Annotated in this window: 19 protein-coding genes; 6 read left to right on the forward strand and 13 right to left on the reverse strand. The window is 36.0% G+C overall.

Annotated elements, in window-relative coordinates; genetic code table 11:
- Window positions 1–27 precede the first annotated feature (27 nt).
- Both FHR28_RS14340 and asd read left to right on the forward strand, forming a co-directional pair.
- Window positions 28–876: a sulfurtransferase gene (locus FHR28_RS14340; protein WP_166782921.1), complete on the forward strand. Its 849-nt coding sequence runs from the start codon at window positions 28–30 to the stop codon at window positions 874–876.
- Window positions 873–1724, forward strand: coding sequence for an archaetidylserine decarboxylase (gene asd, locus FHR28_RS14345; RefSeq protein WP_166782922.1), 852 nt, complete (start codon window positions 873–875; stop codon window positions 1722–1724). The genes FHR28_RS14340 and asd overlap by 4 nt, the downstream gene beginning before the upstream one ends.
- A gap of 112 nt (window positions 1725–1836) precedes the next feature.
- Here asd and FHR28_RS14350 read toward each other — a convergent pair whose 3' ends face one another.
- From FHR28_RS14350 to FHR28_RS14370, 5 genes are all read right to left on the reverse strand, one after another.
- Entirely contained in the window at window positions 1837–2235 is a 399-nt protein-coding gene (locus FHR28_RS14350) for a hypothetical protein (protein WP_166782923.1), read from the reverse strand.
- A gap of 431 nt (window positions 2236–2666) precedes the next feature.
- Window positions 2667–3101 carry a hypothetical protein gene (locus FHR28_RS14355; RefSeq protein ID WP_166782924.1) on the reverse strand — a complete coding sequence of 145 codons (435 nt, stop codon included), beginning with the start codon at window positions 3099–3101 and terminating at the stop codon, window positions 2667–2669.
- Between the two features lie 24 nt (window positions 3102–3125).
- On the reverse strand, window positions 3126–4484 hold the full coding sequence (gene phoR / locus FHR28_RS14360; protein ID WP_004718725.1) for a phosphate regulon sensor histidine kinase PhoR: 1359 nt from the start codon (window positions 4482–4484) through the stop codon (window positions 3126–3128).
- A 25-nt stretch (window positions 4485–4509) separates the two neighbouring features.
- A complete protein-coding gene (gene phoB / locus FHR28_RS14365) occupies window positions 4510–5220 on the reverse strand; it encodes a phosphate regulon transcriptional regulator PhoB (RefSeq protein ID WP_004718724.1) in 711 nt (236 codons plus the stop codon).
- A 272-nt stretch (window positions 5221–5492) separates the two neighbouring features.
- Window positions 5493–6167 (reverse strand): TetR/AcrR family transcriptional regulator, encoded by a 675-nt coding sequence (locus FHR28_RS14370; protein WP_004718721.1) that lies wholly within the window; start codon window positions 6165–6167, stop codon window positions 5493–5495.
- Window positions 6168–6379: 212 nt separating this feature from the next.
- Here FHR28_RS14370 and FHR28_RS14375 point away from each other — a divergent pair, with 212 nt between their 5' ends.
- The gene (locus FHR28_RS14375; protein ID WP_166782925.1) at window positions 6380–7225 is read left to right on the forward strand and encodes an SDR family NAD(P)-dependent oxidoreductase; all 846 of its coding nucleotides are present in this window, start codon (window positions 6380–6382) and stop codon (window positions 7223–7225) included.
- 108 nt (window positions 7226–7333) lie between these two features.
- On the opposite strand, the gene FHR28_RS14380 is transcribed toward FHR28_RS14375, so the two are convergent.
- The 3 genes from FHR28_RS14380 to FHR28_RS14390 all read right to left on the reverse strand — a co-directional run bounded on the left by FHR28_RS14380 (window position 7334) and on the right by FHR28_RS14390 (window position 11900).
- Complete coding sequence (locus tag FHR28_RS14380) at window positions 7334–8701, reverse strand: MATE family efflux transporter (RefSeq protein WP_004718718.1); 1368 nt, start codon at window positions 8699–8701, stop codon at window positions 7334–7336.
- 127 nt (window positions 8702–8828) lie between these two features.
- Window positions 8829–9983: a methionine aminotransferase gene (locus tag FHR28_RS14385; protein ID WP_166782926.1), complete on the reverse strand. Its 1155-nt coding sequence runs from the start codon at window positions 9981–9983 to the stop codon at window positions 8829–8831.
- Window positions 9984–10304: 321 nt separating this feature from the next.
- Window positions 10305–11900, reverse strand: coding sequence for a hypothetical protein (locus FHR28_RS14390; protein WP_166782927.1), 1596 nt, complete (start codon window positions 11898–11900; stop codon window positions 10305–10307).
- A 316-nt stretch (window positions 11901–12216) separates the two neighbouring features.
- Here FHR28_RS14390 and FHR28_RS14395 point away from each other — a divergent pair, with 316 nt between their 5' ends.
- From FHR28_RS14395 to FHR28_RS14405, 3 genes are all read left to right on the forward strand, one after another.
- Complete coding sequence (locus FHR28_RS14395) at window positions 12217–12567, forward strand: hypothetical protein (protein ID WP_166782928.1); 351 nt, start codon at window positions 12217–12219, stop codon at window positions 12565–12567.
- Window positions 12568–12589: 22 nt separating this feature from the next.
- On the forward strand, window positions 12590–13255 hold the full coding sequence (locus FHR28_RS14400) for a lecithin retinol acyltransferase family protein (RefSeq protein WP_166782929.1): 666 nt from the start codon (window positions 12590–12592) through the stop codon (window positions 13253–13255).
- 70 nt (window positions 13256–13325) lie between these two features.
- Complete coding sequence (locus FHR28_RS14405) at window positions 13326–14234, forward strand: viperin family antiviral radical SAM protein (RefSeq protein ID WP_166782930.1); 909 nt, start codon at window positions 13326–13328, stop codon at window positions 14232–14234.
- 110 nt (window positions 14235–14344) lie between these two features.
- Here the strand turns inward: FHR28_RS14405 and FHR28_RS14410 are convergent, their stop codons facing one another.
- The 5 genes from FHR28_RS14410 to FHR28_RS14430 form a co-directional block, all read right to left on the reverse strand.
- Complete coding sequence (locus FHR28_RS14410; protein ID WP_166782931.1) at window positions 14345–14545, reverse strand: hypothetical protein; 201 nt, start codon at window positions 14543–14545, stop codon at window positions 14345–14347.
- Window positions 14546–14921: 376 nt separating this feature from the next.
- The gene (locus FHR28_RS14415; RefSeq protein ID WP_166782932.1) at window positions 14922–16121 is read right to left on the reverse strand and encodes a hypothetical protein; all 1200 of its coding nucleotides are present in this window, start codon (window positions 16119–16121) and stop codon (window positions 14922–14924) included.
- 412 nt (window positions 16122–16533) lie between these two features.
- A complete protein-coding gene (locus FHR28_RS14420) occupies window positions 16534–16980 on the reverse strand; it encodes a hypothetical protein (protein ID WP_166782933.1) in 447 nt (148 codons plus the stop codon).
- Window positions 16981–16983: 3 nt separating this feature from the next.
- Entirely contained in the window at window positions 16984–17928 is a 945-nt protein-coding gene (locus tag FHR28_RS14425; protein WP_228722090.1) for an endonuclease/exonuclease/phosphatase family protein, read from the reverse strand.
- Window positions 17913–18755 (reverse strand): Abi family protein, encoded by an 843-nt coding sequence (locus tag FHR28_RS14430; RefSeq protein ID WP_310504124.1) that lies wholly within the window; start codon window positions 18753–18755, stop codon window positions 17913–17915. Before FHR28_RS14430 ends, FHR28_RS14425 begins: the two co-directional genes overlap by 16 nt.
- Between the last annotated feature and the right edge of the window lie 247 nt (window positions 18756–19002).

A 19002-nucleotide genomic window follows, 5' to 3' on the forward strand; every position in this document is an offset into this window, starting at 1 on the left:
GCTCAAGGTCTTAAAATAGAAAAACGTATGACTACATCAGCCTTTAACTTCGAATTACTCATAGAAGCGGAACAACTTGTGCCATTTTTAGGGCATGACAAAATTCGTATTGTCGATCTAAGTCGTAGCTCTGTGTATGATCAATTACATATTCCACATGCCTTACATGTTAAACCACAACTGTTGGTTCGACAGGAAGAACAAGCTTCAGGGTTATTGCCTGATGAGGACGGTTTAAAAGCGCTGATTGAGTATTTAAACATCTCTCCCGAACATCATGTTGTGGTCTACGATGATGAAGGTGGTGCTTGGGCTGGACGTTTGATCTGGAACTTACATTGCCTTGGCTTTTATAATACCAGCCTACTCAATGGCGGAATTCATGCATGGTTGGCAGCAGGCTATCCGACTTCGGCTGAAGCGGAAAGTTTTAGCAAAGTTGAACCCTTAGTTACCGTCAATTTACAATATCTTGATCAACACCGAATTGAATATGCCAAACTGTTGCAAAAGGTTGAACAGCAAGCGATTCAAGTTTGGGATTGTCGAACTTCAGAAGAATATACAGGACAGCGTTTAGCAGCGCGACGCGGCGGTCACATTCCAAGTGCACAACATTTTGAATGGAGTACTGCAATTAATCGTCAAAATCATTTAAAATTGCATCCTCTAGAACGCACGCAACAACGTCTAGAACAATTAGGCTTTCAATTTGACCAGCCTGTGGTGGTGTATTGTCAGTCACATCATCGTTCTGGTCTGGCTTATATCTTGGGTCGGTTATTGGATTGGAATATTCAAGCCTATGATGGTGCGTGGAGCGAGTGGGGCAATCGCCTCGATAGTCCAATTATTACTGGAGAATCACCTGCGTGAGTCTTACATCAGCGTTAAAAAAACAAATTTTTATCCAAGCACAAAAAGTCATTCCGCAACAGCAACTCAGCCGTGTTGTTGGTAAAGTTGCAGCCAGTGAAAATCCAATTGTTAAAAATTTAGCGATTCAAGCATTTAAAGCACAGTACGGGATAGACCTTTCTATTGCTGAGCAAAGTGATGCTTTAAAATATAAATCATTCAATGAATTTTTTACCCGTGCCTTAAAAGACGGTGTTCGAGAAATTGACGCAGATCAGACCAGTATTGTTTCTCCAGCAGATGGTGCAATTTCTCAGTTGGGTAAAATTAAAGATGGTGATGTCTTTCAGGCCAAAGGCCAAAGTTTTTCTGTAGACAAACTGATTGGCGATCCGCAATTGGCTGCACCATTTATCAATGGTGAATTTGCCACGGTTTATTTGTCACCACGTGATTATCACCGTGTCCATATGCCATTTGCAGGAACGTTGACCGAAACCTTGTATATCCCTGGTGAGTTATTTTCTGTAAACCAAACGACAGCAGAGAATATCCCAGGTTTATTTGCACGTAATGAGCGTATGGTATGTTTGTTTGATACCGAATTAGGACGTATGGCGGTTGTTCTCGTGGGTGCAATGATCGTTGCAGGAATTGAAACTGTGGCGACTGGCAAAGTAAAACCAACAGGGCGTTTAGAGTTAAACCAGCATGATTTAGCCTTAGAAAAGGGTGCTGAGCTTGGACGTTTTTATTTAGGTTCAACCGCAGTTGTATTGTTTGAACAGAATAAAATCACTTGGGATGAACAGCTTAAAGCCAATTCTATTGTGGTGATGGGTGAAGCTTTAGGGCATCAAATATAATAGAGATTAATAGATTATTATATTTTACAAATGGCTGATTGAGTTTGACTCTGTATCACTTTGAGTAACAGAGTCAAGCTCACAAAGCCGAATGGGATTTGATGTAAACCTGTTATAAGCGGTTCTTTTCCGCCTTAAAAGAAACTATTTTCCATTCAGAAACTCGTCCGTCTTGTCCAAATTTAATCTTCCATTCCTTCCACCAGACATTGGAATAGCTACACATATATTGAATTACGACACCCGGATTCATGTCTTGTCCACATTGTTCGGTTGTTATTCCCATATCGGAACGTATCCAATAAAAAAATAATTGACCTCCATCCTTGTCAACGCCAATCGTATAAGGCTTTCCCCATACTGGTCCGTATTTTCCTTCACGAGTGGTATTCATCATCTCATTTGCGGTTTTCCCTGTTAGATCGTTATAAGAGAGTTTTGCCATGGTCGTAGAGCACCCACTCAGTAATAATCCTAAAACAGCTGCAATAGAAAATTTATATTTATTCATTGTAATGTCCATTTTTTAGTGTGTTGATATTTATGAATAGATTTTTATAAAAATAGCTGATAATAAAATAATGCTTAAAATCAGATATATTTCTCAATATATTTCACTAGTGTGACTTGGTCAACATTAATATAACTAAGCTTTATTTTTATAATCTAAAGTCATTTATTCAACTTGATCTCGAATTTTATTATGAAGATATACAGCACACGTCTAAGTATGAATTCTCGTTATGGCATAAGTGCTTTTTAAGGAAAACGATTTTAAAAGTTGGACATCGATTTTTTAGTATTAATTTCCAAATATGCTTTTGTCGAGTCAAAGCATCTTTCCAATGGTAAATACACAAGCAGTGTGAGCTATTTGGTGGTTCTTTCTATGTAATAGCAACCTGATAAAAATGTGTGGCTAAATCTGAAATAGATTCTAAATCAATTCAATCCCGATGCATTGAAATAAGACAGCTTTAAAGCCTGTGCATCTGCTAAGGCATTGTGTGGGTTTTCAGAGGGGACATGGGTTTCGATTGGATCCTGCATCCATAACTGCATGGTCAGCGGAGGTGTTCGGATACATTTTCCTGCAGAAAGTACCAGACTACGGGTAAACAAGGCAAAGTCTTCTGGCCAATCTGCCACAATTTCAAGACTTGTATATTGAGATAAATAAATCTGTAAGCGACTTTGAAATTGCGCTAAGGAAATCGGTTTTTGATTTAGACGAGGCATGACATGGTCTTTAACCCAAGTAATTGGGTCTGCGCATTCTAAAACTTCATAAAAATGTTGATTATTCTCGTCAACCAATGCCAGCGAAATTAATTCACCACCAAAGCCATTAAATTCACAATCTAGAAATAGTTTCATTCGAATTAATCAAAAAATCAAATATTAACCTGCAAAATCAAGGCGCTCTTTGGGGAAAACCACTCTAAAAATAGACCCCCGATTTTCTTTAGAATCAATTTCTAAATACGCATTATGTTGCATTAAAACATGCTTCACAATGGCAAGCCCTAAACCTGTTCCACCTGTTTGGCGGCTTCGTGCGCTGTCTACACGATAAAAGCGTTCGGTTAAACGTGGAATATGTTTTGGATCAATCCCGATCCCGGTATCTTCAACAGTGAAATAACCATGTTCACTGTCATCATGCCAGCCGATTGTAACTGTGCCACCTTTAGGGGTGTATTTAATCGCATTGGTGATTAAATTACTAAACGCACTGGCAAGCTCTGCATCAGAACCAATTAAGTCACAATGACTGTCGATATCTAAATTTAAAGTATGGCCATAATCGACATTGTAGGCTTGTGCATCATCGAAAAGCTGATTCATCAAATTCGGCATATCGATGATTTGATTTTTTGCGACTTGTTTATTGCCTTCCAAACGTGAAAGCAAGAGTAAGTCATTGACCAAGGCATTCATTCGACGTGTTTGCGATTGCATCTGTTCAAATGCACGTTTCCAGCGCGGATTTAAATCTTCTTGGTCGGTAAAGGTTTCGATATAACCACTGAGTACAGTCAGCGGGGTACGAAGTTCATGTGAAATATTGTCAACAAAGTCTTTGCGCATTTGTTCCAGATTATGTACACGTGTGACATCGTAAGCGACGAGCAAACGGCTTTCACTGCCAAAACGTGTCAGTTTAATCTGTACATAATGCTCTTCATAAACCGAAGATTTTATTTTAATGCCATCTGGAGATTGGTCGATATTATTAAAATATTCAATAAAGCTCGGCTGGCGGATAATGGTCAAGATATTACGACCACGATCTAGCGGTTGAATGCCTAACAGTCTTTCCGCAGCAGGATTCCACCATTCAATTTGATGTAATTCATCCGTTAAAACAACAGCTTCTGCTAAAGCTATCAGTGAGGATTGCGCCCGATCAATCAATCCGACCATTTCAGCTTGAACAACCCGTTCTTGGCGTTGTGCACGATAAACATTAAAAAGCAGCGCACCCCAGATACCTTCTAGATTGGGTGGAGAGTCGTAAGGACGATTCGAAATCCACTCATTGACCAAGTATAAAGAGCGTAATTGAAACAGAAAAAAAACAGCAAAACCGATGGAAATACAAATCCAAAAATACCCTATCCCTAAACCAATAAATCCGCCAATGATGAGTAAAAAACCAAGTAGGCGTAAATCTTGTTTTGCAAATTCCCACAAGCTACTGTAACGGAATTTTTTATGTTCTCGTGCAAGATCTGGGACGGGGTAGGGTTCATACATAGAAATTTATTTACCTTGAAAATGCTTAACCTAAAGCAACATCTGCACGGGTAGAGAAGCGATAACCCGTACCACGTACAGTTTGTACGTAGCGATCAGCACCATAAGGTTCAAGCACTTTACGTAAGCGGCGGATGTGTACGTCTATGGTACGGTCTTCAATATACACGTTACCACCCCAGACCTGATCAAGTAACTGGGCGCGTGTATAAGCACGTTCAGGATGTGTCATAAAGAATGCCAATAGGCGGTATTCTGTTGGACCCATTTCTAAAATATTATCACTAAAACTGACACGTTGGCTCACTGGATCAAGTATTAATCCATTGGCATCAATGGTTTTTTCGCCACTGAGTGCATTGGCACGACGAAGGACAGCTTTGATACGCGAAACCAATTCACGGGTAGAGAATGGTTTGGTCATATAGTCGTCTGCACCAGCATCAAGACCTTGAACTTTATGGTCTTCTTCGCCACGTGCTGTCAACATGATGACTGGAATTTCTGCCAAGTTTTCATCACGTTTTAAGCGACGACATAAGTCTACACCGCTCACACCGCCAGGCATCATCCAATCGAGTAAAATCAAAGACGGTCGTTGGTCAACAATCATTTGATGGGCTTGTTTTGCATCTTCAGCTTGCAGGCATTGAAAACCTGCCATATCCAATGAGGTATGAATCATTTCTCGAATCGGAAGTTCGTCATCGACGATTAATATATAGTCATCTTTCACAACGCAATATCCTATGTATGAACGGTGTACCGTCTTTTATTTATGACAGGCTTATTACAAAGATTAATTATGACAGTATCATTGCAAAAAGAAGATGTTGACGAATTTTTGCAAAAAATGTGACAAATAATCGTCGATATGATGAATAATCCATGACATTTTTAAATAAATGTTCCATTTTGAGAAAAGAAATTTATTTAAACTGAACGTAAAAATCTGCTATTTGACAGTTTTGTGACGATTTTATGACAAGATTGTTCAGGCTAAAAAGCTTATTTAGATGAAAATGAATCAATCAGCGATATAAATACAATTTCACATGCTGAGACAATTTCTTCAAGGGATTGTTTGAATCCACCCATGACCCAGCGAACCGCAATTTGAGTCACATAGCCATTTAAACCTGTGGCAACCAAGGAAATTTCTTGTTCACTGCGTTCAATATGCGGCATCATCAGGGTGACAAAGGAGTGAATTAATCGGTCAAAACGGCCCATCGTTTCATGGATCGTGGCATGATTATGCAGTTCCTGAACCAGCATGGCATCGATATAAATAATACGCGCCACACGTGGATCATTTTTTAACATAGTAAAGATTGCAGTTAAGCCACCACGAATCATATTTTTAGGATCAGGTGCTGCTTGCATGACCCCTTGCATTACGGTTTGCTGTAATTGTTCAATCAGTTGTAGAAAGATGACTTGGAACAGTTCTTCACTTTTTTTGAAGGACTCATAAAAATAACGTTCAGTTAGCTTGGCTTCATTACAAATATCTTTGACGGTGACAGAAAAAAAGCCATGCGTACCATAAGCTTCAATCCCTGCTTCGATCAACTTTTCTCGACGTGCAAGTTTCCGCTCAGATAAGGACATGCCTTTAAATTGACGCTCTTTGGCAGCTTTATTTATAGTTTTCTTTTCAGTGGAAAGTGGTTCATTCATTGTAAAAAATTACTCGTGTCATATTTGATTGTCACAAAGAAGCGCTTATTTTAGCAATAAAAGCCATTGAAACCTATTCTAGAATTTTTGTATAAAAAAACATCGGCTAAATCATAATATAATATTGACAATAATGATTGTCAAAATTATATTGAGCAAGTGAGCTGCACATCACTCTGAATGCTTTGTGCGGGTTTAAAAAAGGATAGACAATGAAAAATTTTAAAAACAAAGTCGCTGCAATTACTGGTGCTGGCTCTGGTATGGGACAACAACTTGCTATTTTATTGGCAAAAGCAGGTTGTCATTTATCCATTAGTGATGTGAATGAAAAAGGTTTAGCTGAAACCGTTGAACTGGTCAAACCGTATAATGTTCGTGTGACCTCAAAGAAAGTGAATGTTGCCAAAGTTGAAGAAATGCGAGCTTGGGCTGCGGACACAGTGCAAAATCATGGTTCTGTAAACATGATTTTTAACAATGCTGGTGTGGCTTTAGGTTCTACCGTAGAAGGCGCATCTTATGACGAACTAGAATGGATCATAGATATCAATTTCTGGGGCGTTGTATACGGAACAAAAGAATTTTTACCTTATATCAAGAAAACAGGTGATGGGCATATCATCAACATTTCGAGCTTGTTTGGTTTAACCGCGCAACCGACCCAGTCTGCATATAATGCATCTAAATTTGCGGTACGTGGTTTTACTGAATCATTACGTCAAGAATTAGATATCGAAAAGTGTGGTGTATCGGCACTATGTGTCCATCCAGGAGGCATTCGTACCAATATTGCAAATGATGCGCGTATGAATGACAGCTTACGTTCTTTAGGAATGAACCCTGACAAATCAGCAAAAGCATTCAATAAACTATTACGTATGCCACCAGAAGATGCTGCTCAACAAATGTTGGATGCTGTACTAAAAGACAAACGTCGTTTACTTATTGGGAATGATGCAAAAACTTTGGATTTAATTCAGCGTATTTTACCGACTGGATATCAAAAAATTACAGGTTTTGCGACCAAGTTTAGTAAGAAATTAGAACCAAAATAATTGATTTATAAAATGAAAAACCGCCAAGCTGGCGGTTTTTTCATTTTAGACATCGCGAATTAGACATTGCGAAATAATCTGTTGAATTAGAACTCAATATCCATTCATTTAAATTAAGATCTCAATAGTTTTCTTTTTCCAAACAAATTGATAATACAGACCTTGCATGAGACATAGACTGAAAAAGGTCAGTGCAAGCGCATACCAAATGCCTTGTAAACCAAACCACTGACTAAATAAATAGGCGCATGGAACTTCAATGAGCAGGATGGATAAAATGTTAAAAATCATAGGAACAGTTACGGTTCCGCTGGCCCGCATGATCGAGGCAAAAATTGCACTTGCACCAAAAAATATAATCGACCACAGCACGATAAATAGTAATTGTTGACCCAATTCAATCACTGATGGATCTGTAATAAACAACGCCATCAAATATTTTGAACAAATATAGGCCAAGAGTACCAATGAACCTGTAATCACAATATTACTCAGCAGCGCCGTTCGCGTCACTTTTGCCAACAGCTCAGATTTCCCAGCACCAATCGCTTGAGCAGCAAAGATGGAACCCGCAATGGCAATTGACAATGCAGGGAATTGGATATAGTTGAGCACTTGGTTGACTGCACCATAGGCCGCTGTTGCATGTGCACCATGTTGGTTAACCAACCCAATCACCACCAGACCTGCGACCGAGTTGGTCACCATTTGAATACCTGTCGGCACACCCAAGCGCAAAATACTGCGACTAAATTGTGGGTGATAGCGGATATGTTGGATTAATGCTGAATCTGGTCTTAAAGCATGATCTTTTTTATTCAAATAGATATAGAGAAAAGCTAAGGTCGAAATAAAGCCTAAGCCACTGGCAATCGCTGGAGCAATAATGCCAAGCTTAGGTAGACCAAAATAACCGCCAATCAAGGCTGGCGTTACAATCACACCCACAATGATCGTCAGACTTGATGCCATTAAGGGTGTAGTACTGTCGCCCACACCACGTAAAATAGAGGTGTAGGTGATGTAGATGAATAGAAAAGGACTACTCATTAGCATCCATTGAACATAGGGCAGTGCAAGATGCATGATTTTGGGATCTATACCCAAAAGCAATAGAATTTCTTTGGCAAAAAACACCCCTAAAAAGGCAATGATTGATCCACCAATCAGGGTCATAAATAACAATGCGCCAACAATGGTACGCACTTTTTCGATATCTTTGGCGCCCCACGCTTGCCCAACCAGCACAGTTGCACCTGTAGATAGACCAATCACAAAAGCCAGCAATAAAAATAAAATCGGGAAAAATACCGAAATTGCGGCAATCGCTTCTACACCGAGCATCTGCCCAACAAAAATGGTATTAATTGTTCCAGACAGATTTTGCAGAATATTGGTTAGAATCAGTGGGCCAAGGAAGATTAAAAAAACCTTCCAGAATTTGGGTTGGTGAAGCATATCGGGACGAGCTGGCATCTTTTATTCTACTGTCTATTTCGAGTGTCTTTATCTTATTGATAATATAACAAACGCTGAGTAAAAAGCCTGAGTATTTGAGTAACTCAGGCTTTAATTTTATAGAGATGATCTGTATGGATCGGGATTAAATTTGATTTAAAATTTCACAGGCCTGAATCAAAGTTTGTTCCTTTTTAGCAAAACAAAAACGCACTAAACGTAAGTTTTTAGGGGCTTGCTTATAAAAAACAGAAACTGGAATCGCCACAATTTTATGTTCTTCCGCTAAGAATTTACACATCTCTACATCATTTAAATCTGGGCGAATTTGGCTGTAGTCAACATTTTGAAAGAATGTGCCTTGAGAGGGGATTAAACTGAATTTTGAATCCGCAATACCTGAAATAAACAGGTCACGCTTTTGCTGATAAAAGCTTGATAGCCCGTCAATATGTTCAGGATGCTGTTGCATAAAATTGGCCAGCGCCATTTGCACGGGGGTTACCCCACAGAAGTTAGCAAATTGATAAATTTGACGAAATACTTTCATGAGCTCGGGTGTTGCAATGCAATAACCTGTTTTCCAACCTGTCACATGAAAGGTCTTACCAAAAGAACCCACCACAAAACTACGATCTCTGAGTTCGGGAAATGACAATGCTGAATAATGTTTTTCACCGTCATAAATCAGATGCCCATAGACTTCGTCTGAAAGCACAACAATATTTTTATCTTGAATCAGTTCAATTAAATTTAGCCAGTCTTGTTTAGACCAAATCGCCCCAGTTGGATTGTGTGGGGTATTTACAATCACCATACGGGTTTTATCTGTAATCGCAGATTTGACTTGATTCCAATCTACAGAAAACTCAGGCGCATTGAGTGGGATATGAATGGCTTTACCACCGACCAATTGCACGCTTGGAGCATAACTGTCATAGCTTGGATCAAAAATAATCACTTCATCACCATGATGAATGATGGCTTGAATTACACTAAAAATCCCAATCGTTGCCCCAGGAGTGATGGTGATTTCTGTGACTGGATCAAGTTGTAATTGATCACGTTTTAAAAAAAGTTGCGCCAGTTGTTCTCTCAGCGCTAATAAACCATCACCAGCAGCGTATTGGTTAAAACCGTCTAATGTGGCTTGGCTCAGTGCTTGTAGCAACGCTGGTGGTGCATCAAAGTCCGGAAAACCTTGTGACAAGTTAAGAGCGTTAAGACGATGTGCCATTGTGGTCATGATGCTAAAAATGGTGACGCCTTGAGCAGGGAGTTTGGAGTGGATTTCGATCATGACCAGACTGATTTTATAAATGCATTGGTGGCAGTTTAGCAGGTCGTTTTAAGGAGCTGAATAGGATTAAGTAATCTCTTGGTTAGGGGCGATGGAAATGGGAGATAGATGAAGTTGTACTTAATATAGGGAGTAATGTTTTATTACAAAGTATATTTGAAGGAGTTTAGTTAGCATTTGAGCTTTATCGTTCGTATGTTATCTATTATAGTTAAAGGTAAATATAGACTTTGTATAAGAAATTTTATGTTAAATTAATGATCAAAAGGCCCAATTCATGAGCCTTTCGCATAAGCTGTATTATGTTAATTTTAGGTAAACTTAACTTAATTTATCGGGAACTTCCTCAACTACATCATTTTTAGAAAACCTACTCGCCCATAGTGGTAGAGGGAAAAATGAGTTTAATGGATATGGCGGTGCATTCTCATCATTCCCCAACTCTTTTTGCTTATTTATAAAATAGCCTATTTCCTTATAGTCCTTATGTTGTGGATCTAGGTAAGCTGGCATTCTCTTAAAACGATCTAACATTTTTCGGTGCTGTTTTTCATCTTCAAACGTTGCCCATGCTTCCATCATTTGATTGCTATGAAATAAGACATCTGAGAAATCTCGTTTTACTAAATGATCAATCAACCATCCATTTAAACTATTTCTTTCAGGTCTTTGATCATCGTAATACAGATAATTACGGATATAAGCTGATACAAATAAGTAAATTTCTTTGGCCTGTAAGGGGCCATAAGAGTTCTTATGATTTTTAGATAGAAGTGATCGATCAAAACCAAATTCTGGGTCAAACATTCCTTTAAAGTAACGAATATCAAATTCTAAAATTGAAGCAATAAGTTTAGGTACTTGATCTACCCTATTGAACAACCCCGTCTGTGCTCTGATATACCATTCGCTAATTTTTTCTAAAGCTGAAGCTTGGTCTACTTTAGTTTCTATACCTACTTTTCTAGTTCTATGATTTTTATTCAGAACAGCTTTTTTAATTTCAGACTTCATAACAGAAGCCAATTCATCTAATTGATTTAAGTTCATTAAATTTGTTAATGCCTTACGATCCAAAGAAATATTGAAGGCATCTGAGTCAGGCGTGATTGTAAAAACAGAGGTAAAAAGCTTGTCCTGTGGATTTTCTTCATCATAGAAAGGATCTGATAAAAGGCTAAAAACATTAGCAACATCTTTACCAATAAAATCAGCAATTTGCCCTTTTATTAATTCCTTAATGTCATCTTTACCTTCAAGAATGGATAGATTTTCTAAAATAATCTGTTCTTTATCTTCAACTGATTTTGACAATATTGCTATAGGATTTTCATTTCTAGAAAGTAAAAAACCTCTATTCTTAGTAAGATAGTCATAAGTTGTCTTTACAACTGTTGCATGTATTACTTGTTTATCTGGAACAGGTATAGACATGATTTTCGATATATAAAAAATAGGATCATGCAAAACTTCATATAAAGAGTAATAAGAATAGTCTCGTTTGTAATCACGTTGATTAGGAGAAAATGCAATTTTAGCTTCTTCCATTTTACTCAAAATGCGTTTTTTACTCGTTTGGAGTTGGCTAACTTCATCATCTAATAAAAATTCAATGATTTTAGTACTGCCACATTCTTCTTCAATTAAAGCTAGAACTTTCTGAAATATCTCAGGAATATCCTTATCGAATGAAAGGTTACTCTGCTTTCTAGAAAGATATTCTCTTTTGATTAAATGAATCATCTTCATTCTTTGATGAAAATTATCAGCATTAGATTGATTTGATTGCATATATTGCTGTCTCGCATATATAGCAATCATCAATAACTGCTCCCACATCATTTTCCAGGCATTTAAAGTCTGGTCAAAAATTTCGCGTTGATTTAAGCCAAACGCACTATAAATATTTTTTTTCATAAATTTACATTCCGTTACATTTTGGTTGATTTCAAAAATTTCTATGAAATTTCCTTTAACCAGTGTCAGATTGGATCAAAATTAAAATAATAAAAACAAAAACCACCAAAAATACAAAACACCAGTAAATTATAAATACTAATTTTTAAAAAAACAAATAAAAGTGATTCATTTTTTAAAAAATATTCAAAACAACCACCTTTTATTGGCATTTTACAAGAAAAAATAAAGCATTTATATTTAAATTAATCACCATTATGTGATTATAAATATGGTTTGAAATTAAGTAAAATTATCTAGCATAGAAGGTATTTAAATGACACCGACAAATCACTTTTCTCAACGCATGAATCAACGTGGACACACTAAAGCAATGATTGAACTGGCTTTACTTTGTGGTGAATTGTCGGGTGATAAATGCATAGCCAACAAGAAGCAAACTCAAAAGTTTATTGATTCAACAGATAGGAGAATTAAAAAACTCAACACACTGAAACAGAAAAATTTTCAACTACCTGATGCACACCAAATCGAGCTGGAATTAGAAGAGCTTCAGGAGCAGCGTCGTACTGCCATGAAGTTATTAGACAAGGGCGGAATCACCATTGTGTATGAAGGTGATTATTTAATCACGGCATACAATACAAACAGCTTTAAGCGCTGTTAATTTCAATCAAAGAGAGTTATTTATGCAAAACTTACATTCAGGATCTCACCTCAGTGTTTCAAGAAGCCTCTATACCCATCACGGTATTTACATCGGCAATAACCAAGTTATTCATTATTCTGGTTTTGCGGAAGCCTTTAAAAAAGGTTCGATAGAGCAGACAACCTTAGAAAATTTTCTAGGTGGAAGAGATCAATTTACAGTCGTGAATTATCCTAGTACTGCTGCTATATATACAAGTGAAGAAATTGTCGAGCGGGCATACAAATGCTTGGGAGAAGATAACTACAACTTTCTGTTCAATAACTGTGAGCATTTTGCATGCTGGTGCGTTACTGGGGAAAAGCGTAGTGAGCAAGTTAGGGCTGTAATGCATCAAACCTCAAATGCAGCACTGTCTTATTACATTATGCAAAGATATGGTTTACTCGCTACGACTTCAGCACCCATAGCAACTACCTTGATGACATCAACAGGAACTTCCCTTTTAACGCATGCAGCTGCGGGCGGAGCGATTGGAGCTAGCACTGCAGCAATTTTAGGTACAGGAGCAACCACTAGTGCAACAGTAGGAGTACTTGGTACAACAGCTCTTGGTGTAACTTCAGTGGCGGCTGCACCGCTTGTAATTACTGCTGGCATTGGTGTCGCAGTCATTGGTGGATTATTTTCATTATTTGATGATTAAAACTTAAAACCTAGCGGTTTCAAACCGCTAGTTATTAAATAATTTTAAAAATTATAGGTATACCTAATACATGAAATTAGTAATTAATTGGCATATAACAGAAGCTTGTAACTACAAATGCTTTTATTGCTTTGCTAAATGGAAAAATAAAAATCAAAAAGAGCTTTTACATTCGAAAGAAAAAGTTAGTAAATTAATGCATGAAATTTCATTATTGCCTGATATTTTAAATGCAAAGAATGGCACCATTTTTACAGGAATTCGTCTTAATTTAGTTGGAGGGGAAACCTTTCTTTATAAACAACAAGTATTAAATATTATCCAAGAAGCTTGTAACTACGATTTTGAATTATCGGCTATTACTAATGGTAGCTCTATTGATCAGGATCTGATCAGAGTAATTGCTACTCAATTTTCAACAATTGGATTTAGCATAGATTCTCTTAATGATGAATCTAATCTTAAAATGGGTAGATCTTTTAGAGGGCAGCCTGTTCAAAAAGAAGAAATACTAAAAAATATCAATAAAATACGATCAATCAATCCAAATATTGATATAAAAATCAACAGTGTTATTAATCAAATTAATAAACATGAAGACTTAACGAATTTCATTAAAGAAGTCTCGCCATCAAAATGGAAAGTATTCAAGATGCTTCCAGTGATTACAAATCAACATACGATTAATGACGATGAATTTTATAATTTTTTGAAAAAGCACGATGAGCTACAACATATAATTAGCTCTGAAAATAACGATGAGATGACTCATTCATACTTAATGATTGACCCATTAGGGAGATTTTTCCAAAACTCATCAACCTCTTGTGGCTACGAATATAGCTCGGAGATTTTAACTGTAGGGGTTTCAGATGCTCTAAAGGAAATCTTTTTTGATGTCAGTAAATTTTTAAAGAGATCTAAACTCATACCAAATTTCAATATCCTCAACAAAACCCCTTACGCTGAAATTGCGTAGTGGTTTATTGATCTTTATCTATAGAAAATAGCCCTCAGTAAAGTGTTATTTAACATAATGGGCGTTATGCGAAATCAAAAGTATAAATACATTATTTTTCAATAACCTAATCATTTTACATAATTCAAAAATACCGCAAAAATCCGCTTTGGAAACAAAACGGATCTTTTTTGACCAAGTTTGATATCTTTTGCCAATAAATTTGGTTGTTTGTTGATCAAAATTTCAATTTCCCCTGATTTCTCAACGGTCATATTTCTGAAACTATCCGCATTTTCTGCGGACAACTCTTGGGATAAATTCAGCTTCATGTACGCCTAGGCGTACATGAATTTAGGGACTTTGCCCATATACGGATCTCATTCAGTTTCTTATCATGGACACATAGAGAGCAGGATGCTCCAGATAAGAATAACAAGATAAGATACAAGGAATGTAAAGGTATGACAGGAGTCAAACCAAAGCATCAAATATGTAAAAAAGCCCAACAGGATGTTGGGCTTTTTTATTGTTTATATTTTTTAGAAAAAACTTAGAATCGATTGTTTCCAACTTCATAAGGTTCGCTTTGAAATCCCAAGAATATTGGCAAACTGCTCCTATGTTAATTCTAATTTTCTACGAGCAATGACACTCTGTCTCAGTAATCACATATTTTTTGCGAATATATCGCTTATATGTAATCAATTAATGTACTGCCAATAAGTGTATAGGTAATCCATGAGATTGATCCAAATGAGGTACTGGCATCAATGTACCACGTGTATCAATTGTAAATTCTTGGATTTTATCTAAAGCTGTAATAAATGCTGATTTTCCATTAGGATTGATGGAAAGAGTTGGGTAAGTTTGAGTGCTTGGGGAGCTAGTATCATTAAAATTGTCCCAAGATGTAGCTATCGAATAAGATCGGAAAGTTCCATCATCTTTTAAATCGAATTGCATAATTTGGGTTACATCAGCAACATAAATTTTATTACGAGTTTCATCAATCGCAAAAGCATTTAGATTGAGACCAAAGTTCTTACTAGCTGGTACTAACTCAAATTTACCTGTTGAATCTTGCTGCAAAAGTAATACTCGATCATTCATTGCAAAATAAACGCGACCTTGCTTACTGACCTGTAAATTATGGCTATACGGCTTTAAGTATTCTGGAAGTGGGTATGTGTATGAACTTATCTTCTGAATAATACCCACCTTCAAATTTCGAGAATCGTATTGATACAAGTAGCCTGCATCATCTATCGCATATAAATAATTATTTACAGTATCATTTTTAATTTCAATAATATTTTTATTGAGTTCAGGGAAATCTGAAGTTTTATAGATAGACTGCCACTTGAGCTGACCATCAGCTAAAATTTTATATATGGTTAATTCTTTATTTGCGAAGGTTGTGAGTGTTTGGCTTGTTTGATCGATACTTAATGTTGAAGTCGTACTGTTGAGGCTTACTGGTATAGATGGTAACTTACTGATAACACTATTTTGATTGATCTTATAGCCATAAAGATAACCATCACCATGGTTAACATAAGCATAAACCGTCCCATTTTCAGCATCAAATAGACTTAATGCATTTACTTTTGCACTAGGTAATGTATCAATGATTTGTGTGTTGGCAAGATTTAGACTGCCATTTGAATCCAACGGTATTCTTTGTAATAGCGTCGGTTGTGCTACTTCACCTGCTTTATAATTTGTATTGGTGAAATAACTATATGCGTAACGAATTACATCGGTATTCGAAGTAGGGGGAGGCGTCGTTGAGGTATCAGTCTTTGGAGTCGTTGTATTTGAAGACTGATCTGATGATCCACCACCACAAGCAATCAGCATAGTAGATAACATACATAGAGCTGTTAATTTTAAATTTAGTCTCATAAAAGTGTTTCCAGATAATATTTTTTCAATTTTAAAGTAAAGTTAACGTGAGTTCGAAATAAGATGAATTACAAATATTAAGATACGCAGGAATTTCAGTCGTATTGTTTGAGTGCAGGACTTTATAAGCAATGTACTGTTTTTGCAATACATTATATAGTTTTCGGTATTCGTCGAGTTTGCTACTGACAAATGGTTTTGCCTACTTTTTCTGAAAGCCTTGTGGGAAAAGATACAGGATTCTAGAATGATTTAAGATTTTCTAAAATTAACATAATACGCCTTATATTGAGTACATAAGAATATGTGCGCAAGACATAAAATTGAGTTTGTTGACTTAAAACCCTTAATTTCGCATAAGAAATTTTATGTTAAATAAAAGACACCTTTTCAGGTGCCTTTTATTCATTATTTAGTCTTCAGCAAGAAGTAATTTGTAGAATTTGCCAACTTCAGTTCTAGAAACTAAACGAGATAGACCTTCAATTAAACTCTCTTTATCAGAATATGCTGATGTATCATCTTTGATTTTTATTCTTATAGGATACCCATCTTCATTTTCTATAATCTCAGCAATTTCATATGATTTAGATCCATTAGATAAAAGAAGAGCCATATAAGATTCGACTGACAGATTATTCATCATAGCGATAGTAGCTACCACAAATGGATTTGAAGTGTTATTTCGAATGGTACGTGTTTGTTTTACTATTTTTGAAAAAACTTTACTGTTTGATGCTCTTTGAAAGGATTGAGAAAAATCTTCAAAAATTTCTGCTATTTCGTTTTTATTAACTTCAGCAACGTCTGCCCGTTCAATACCTACAGAGATACTTTCTTCAAAATTAAAATGGCTCATTGGTTATGATCTCCAAGTAAGGTTAAATTGTATTGGTAAGTGATCCGACCAACGCTCTTTCTGGTTTGTAAGATCAAAAATATTTAATATTTTTAGTGAATTCTCAGCATACTTCCATCCTGATTCTCCTTCTATTAAATTTTTAGCAAACATAACTTGGTCGAAGTTAAACCAATGCTGATGGTTTTTTTTCTTGTAAAAGTAAGTACCAAGTGTTGGATGGGGTAGTTGAATGCTTAAAGGAGGGGGAACATTCAATAAATTCCAAGATGGATTATAAAGAAGTTCAAATCCATTTTTGCTTCGACTTGGAGATTTCGGTTCTCTAAAGCTGCACAAATCTTCTGTTAGGCTAGTGCAATATGGTTCAGTATTAAAATCTCCAGTAATAATGATATTACTATTTTTGGATAGCCAGTTATCTAGATGAAACCTTAAGTTTTGAGCAACTTTCTCTCTTACTTTATGAATTTCAGGTGTTAGTATGCTTGGCCAATGTACTAATACGAAGCTTAACATTTCTTGATTCTTAAGATCCCAAAAGTCATATTTTTGACCACTTTTAGAAAACTCTCCTTTATAGCTTGAATCTGTATTTTCACAGTCTTGGTTATTAGGGGTAGGAATTAGCGCAAATTTATCTGAACGATAGATGATGCAGGTATCAAATCGAGTATTTCCTCTTTTTTGAGTACCATTTGCGACTCTATATGAGAGATTAAAACGAGTGAAAATACTATTTAAATATGCTACTGAGTTTTCATCTATTTCTACTATTCCAATGAAATCAATTTCTTGAAAAATCATACTAGAAATAAAACGCTTGCTGATTCTCCAATTTCGCTGATCTACCGCTGACCTAGCTGAACTTATTTGGGCATTCCATATAATTATTTTTAGATTAGAATTACTCACTACTAAATGTGAGTCAGTTAATGGCATTTCCATAAATCTGATTGATCCCAGTCAGTTGTGAATCCCATTTTATCTAAAGTCACAATTGATGGAGCTGAACTGAAAAGATGTTGTAGCCTTTCTGTCATTCCATTCGAAATAGAAATATTGTTAGAAATATATCTTAGTGGGACTAAGCGACTGTATAAAGTAAATTTTTTAGTTAAATGAGATGAGATAGTGTCTAAGGTACTTGGAGCAAAGACTCCAAAATTTCTGTTCCAGATTCTATTATGGTGGGCACATAGATTTCTTAGATGTGAAAGTGTATGAAACCAAGATTCCATTATATCGGCACTAGGAATATTAAAAGCTCTAGCTATTTCTTTTTTATCTTCTGTTAGCAAGTCTTTATAAGCCTTTGACCATGTCCCAAATGATAAAGTTTCAGTGATCATCCACGTTGGTGGGTATTTTGGAGAGTCATATTTATCTTGATAATGTTTAATAAATTGTTCTTTTGAATCCTGTATTTTTTGAAAAAAACCTTCATGCTTAAAGTTACTAGATACAATACTCATATCCATAAACCAATGAGCATTGGTATATTTATTAGACATATATTCTGATAAACAAGTACGAAGCGCTACTTCAACTTTTTGTATTTCTTCTAAAACTATCAGTCTAAGTTTTCTATCAAATTCATAAAGATCAAGAATATTTTCAAGTTTTACGTTAGGTACAAAATTCTTAGGTTCTATAGGTATAGCTTTTCTCTGCGAGGTATCCATTTTATAAAATGGATAAAAATATCCTCGTAATCTGTATATCCAATGTACTTTAACGATTGTTCGGTCAAAGCATGATTTGAGCAGTCTAATCCTCTACTAGCCATTTTTGTTATTAAGTCATTAATGCTATTTGGTTTTTTTGAATATCTGACTTTATTCATAATTAATAACTTAATTCAATAGGCATAAAAAAACCTGTCATTTATGCTTATTTGTTAATCGTAAGATAACAAATAGTCGCCGACAGGTGTGGTTAGGTTTACTATAGTAAATATGCACATATATGTCAAATTTATTGTTTTTATTAAGGTTATCTAAAATTAACATAATACAGCTT

Origin of the sequence: Acinetobacter sp. BIGb0196 (assembly GCF_011759595.1) — a bacterium.
Lineage (GTDB): Bacteria > Pseudomonadota > Gammaproteobacteria > Pseudomonadales > Moraxellaceae > Acinetobacter > Acinetobacter guillouiae.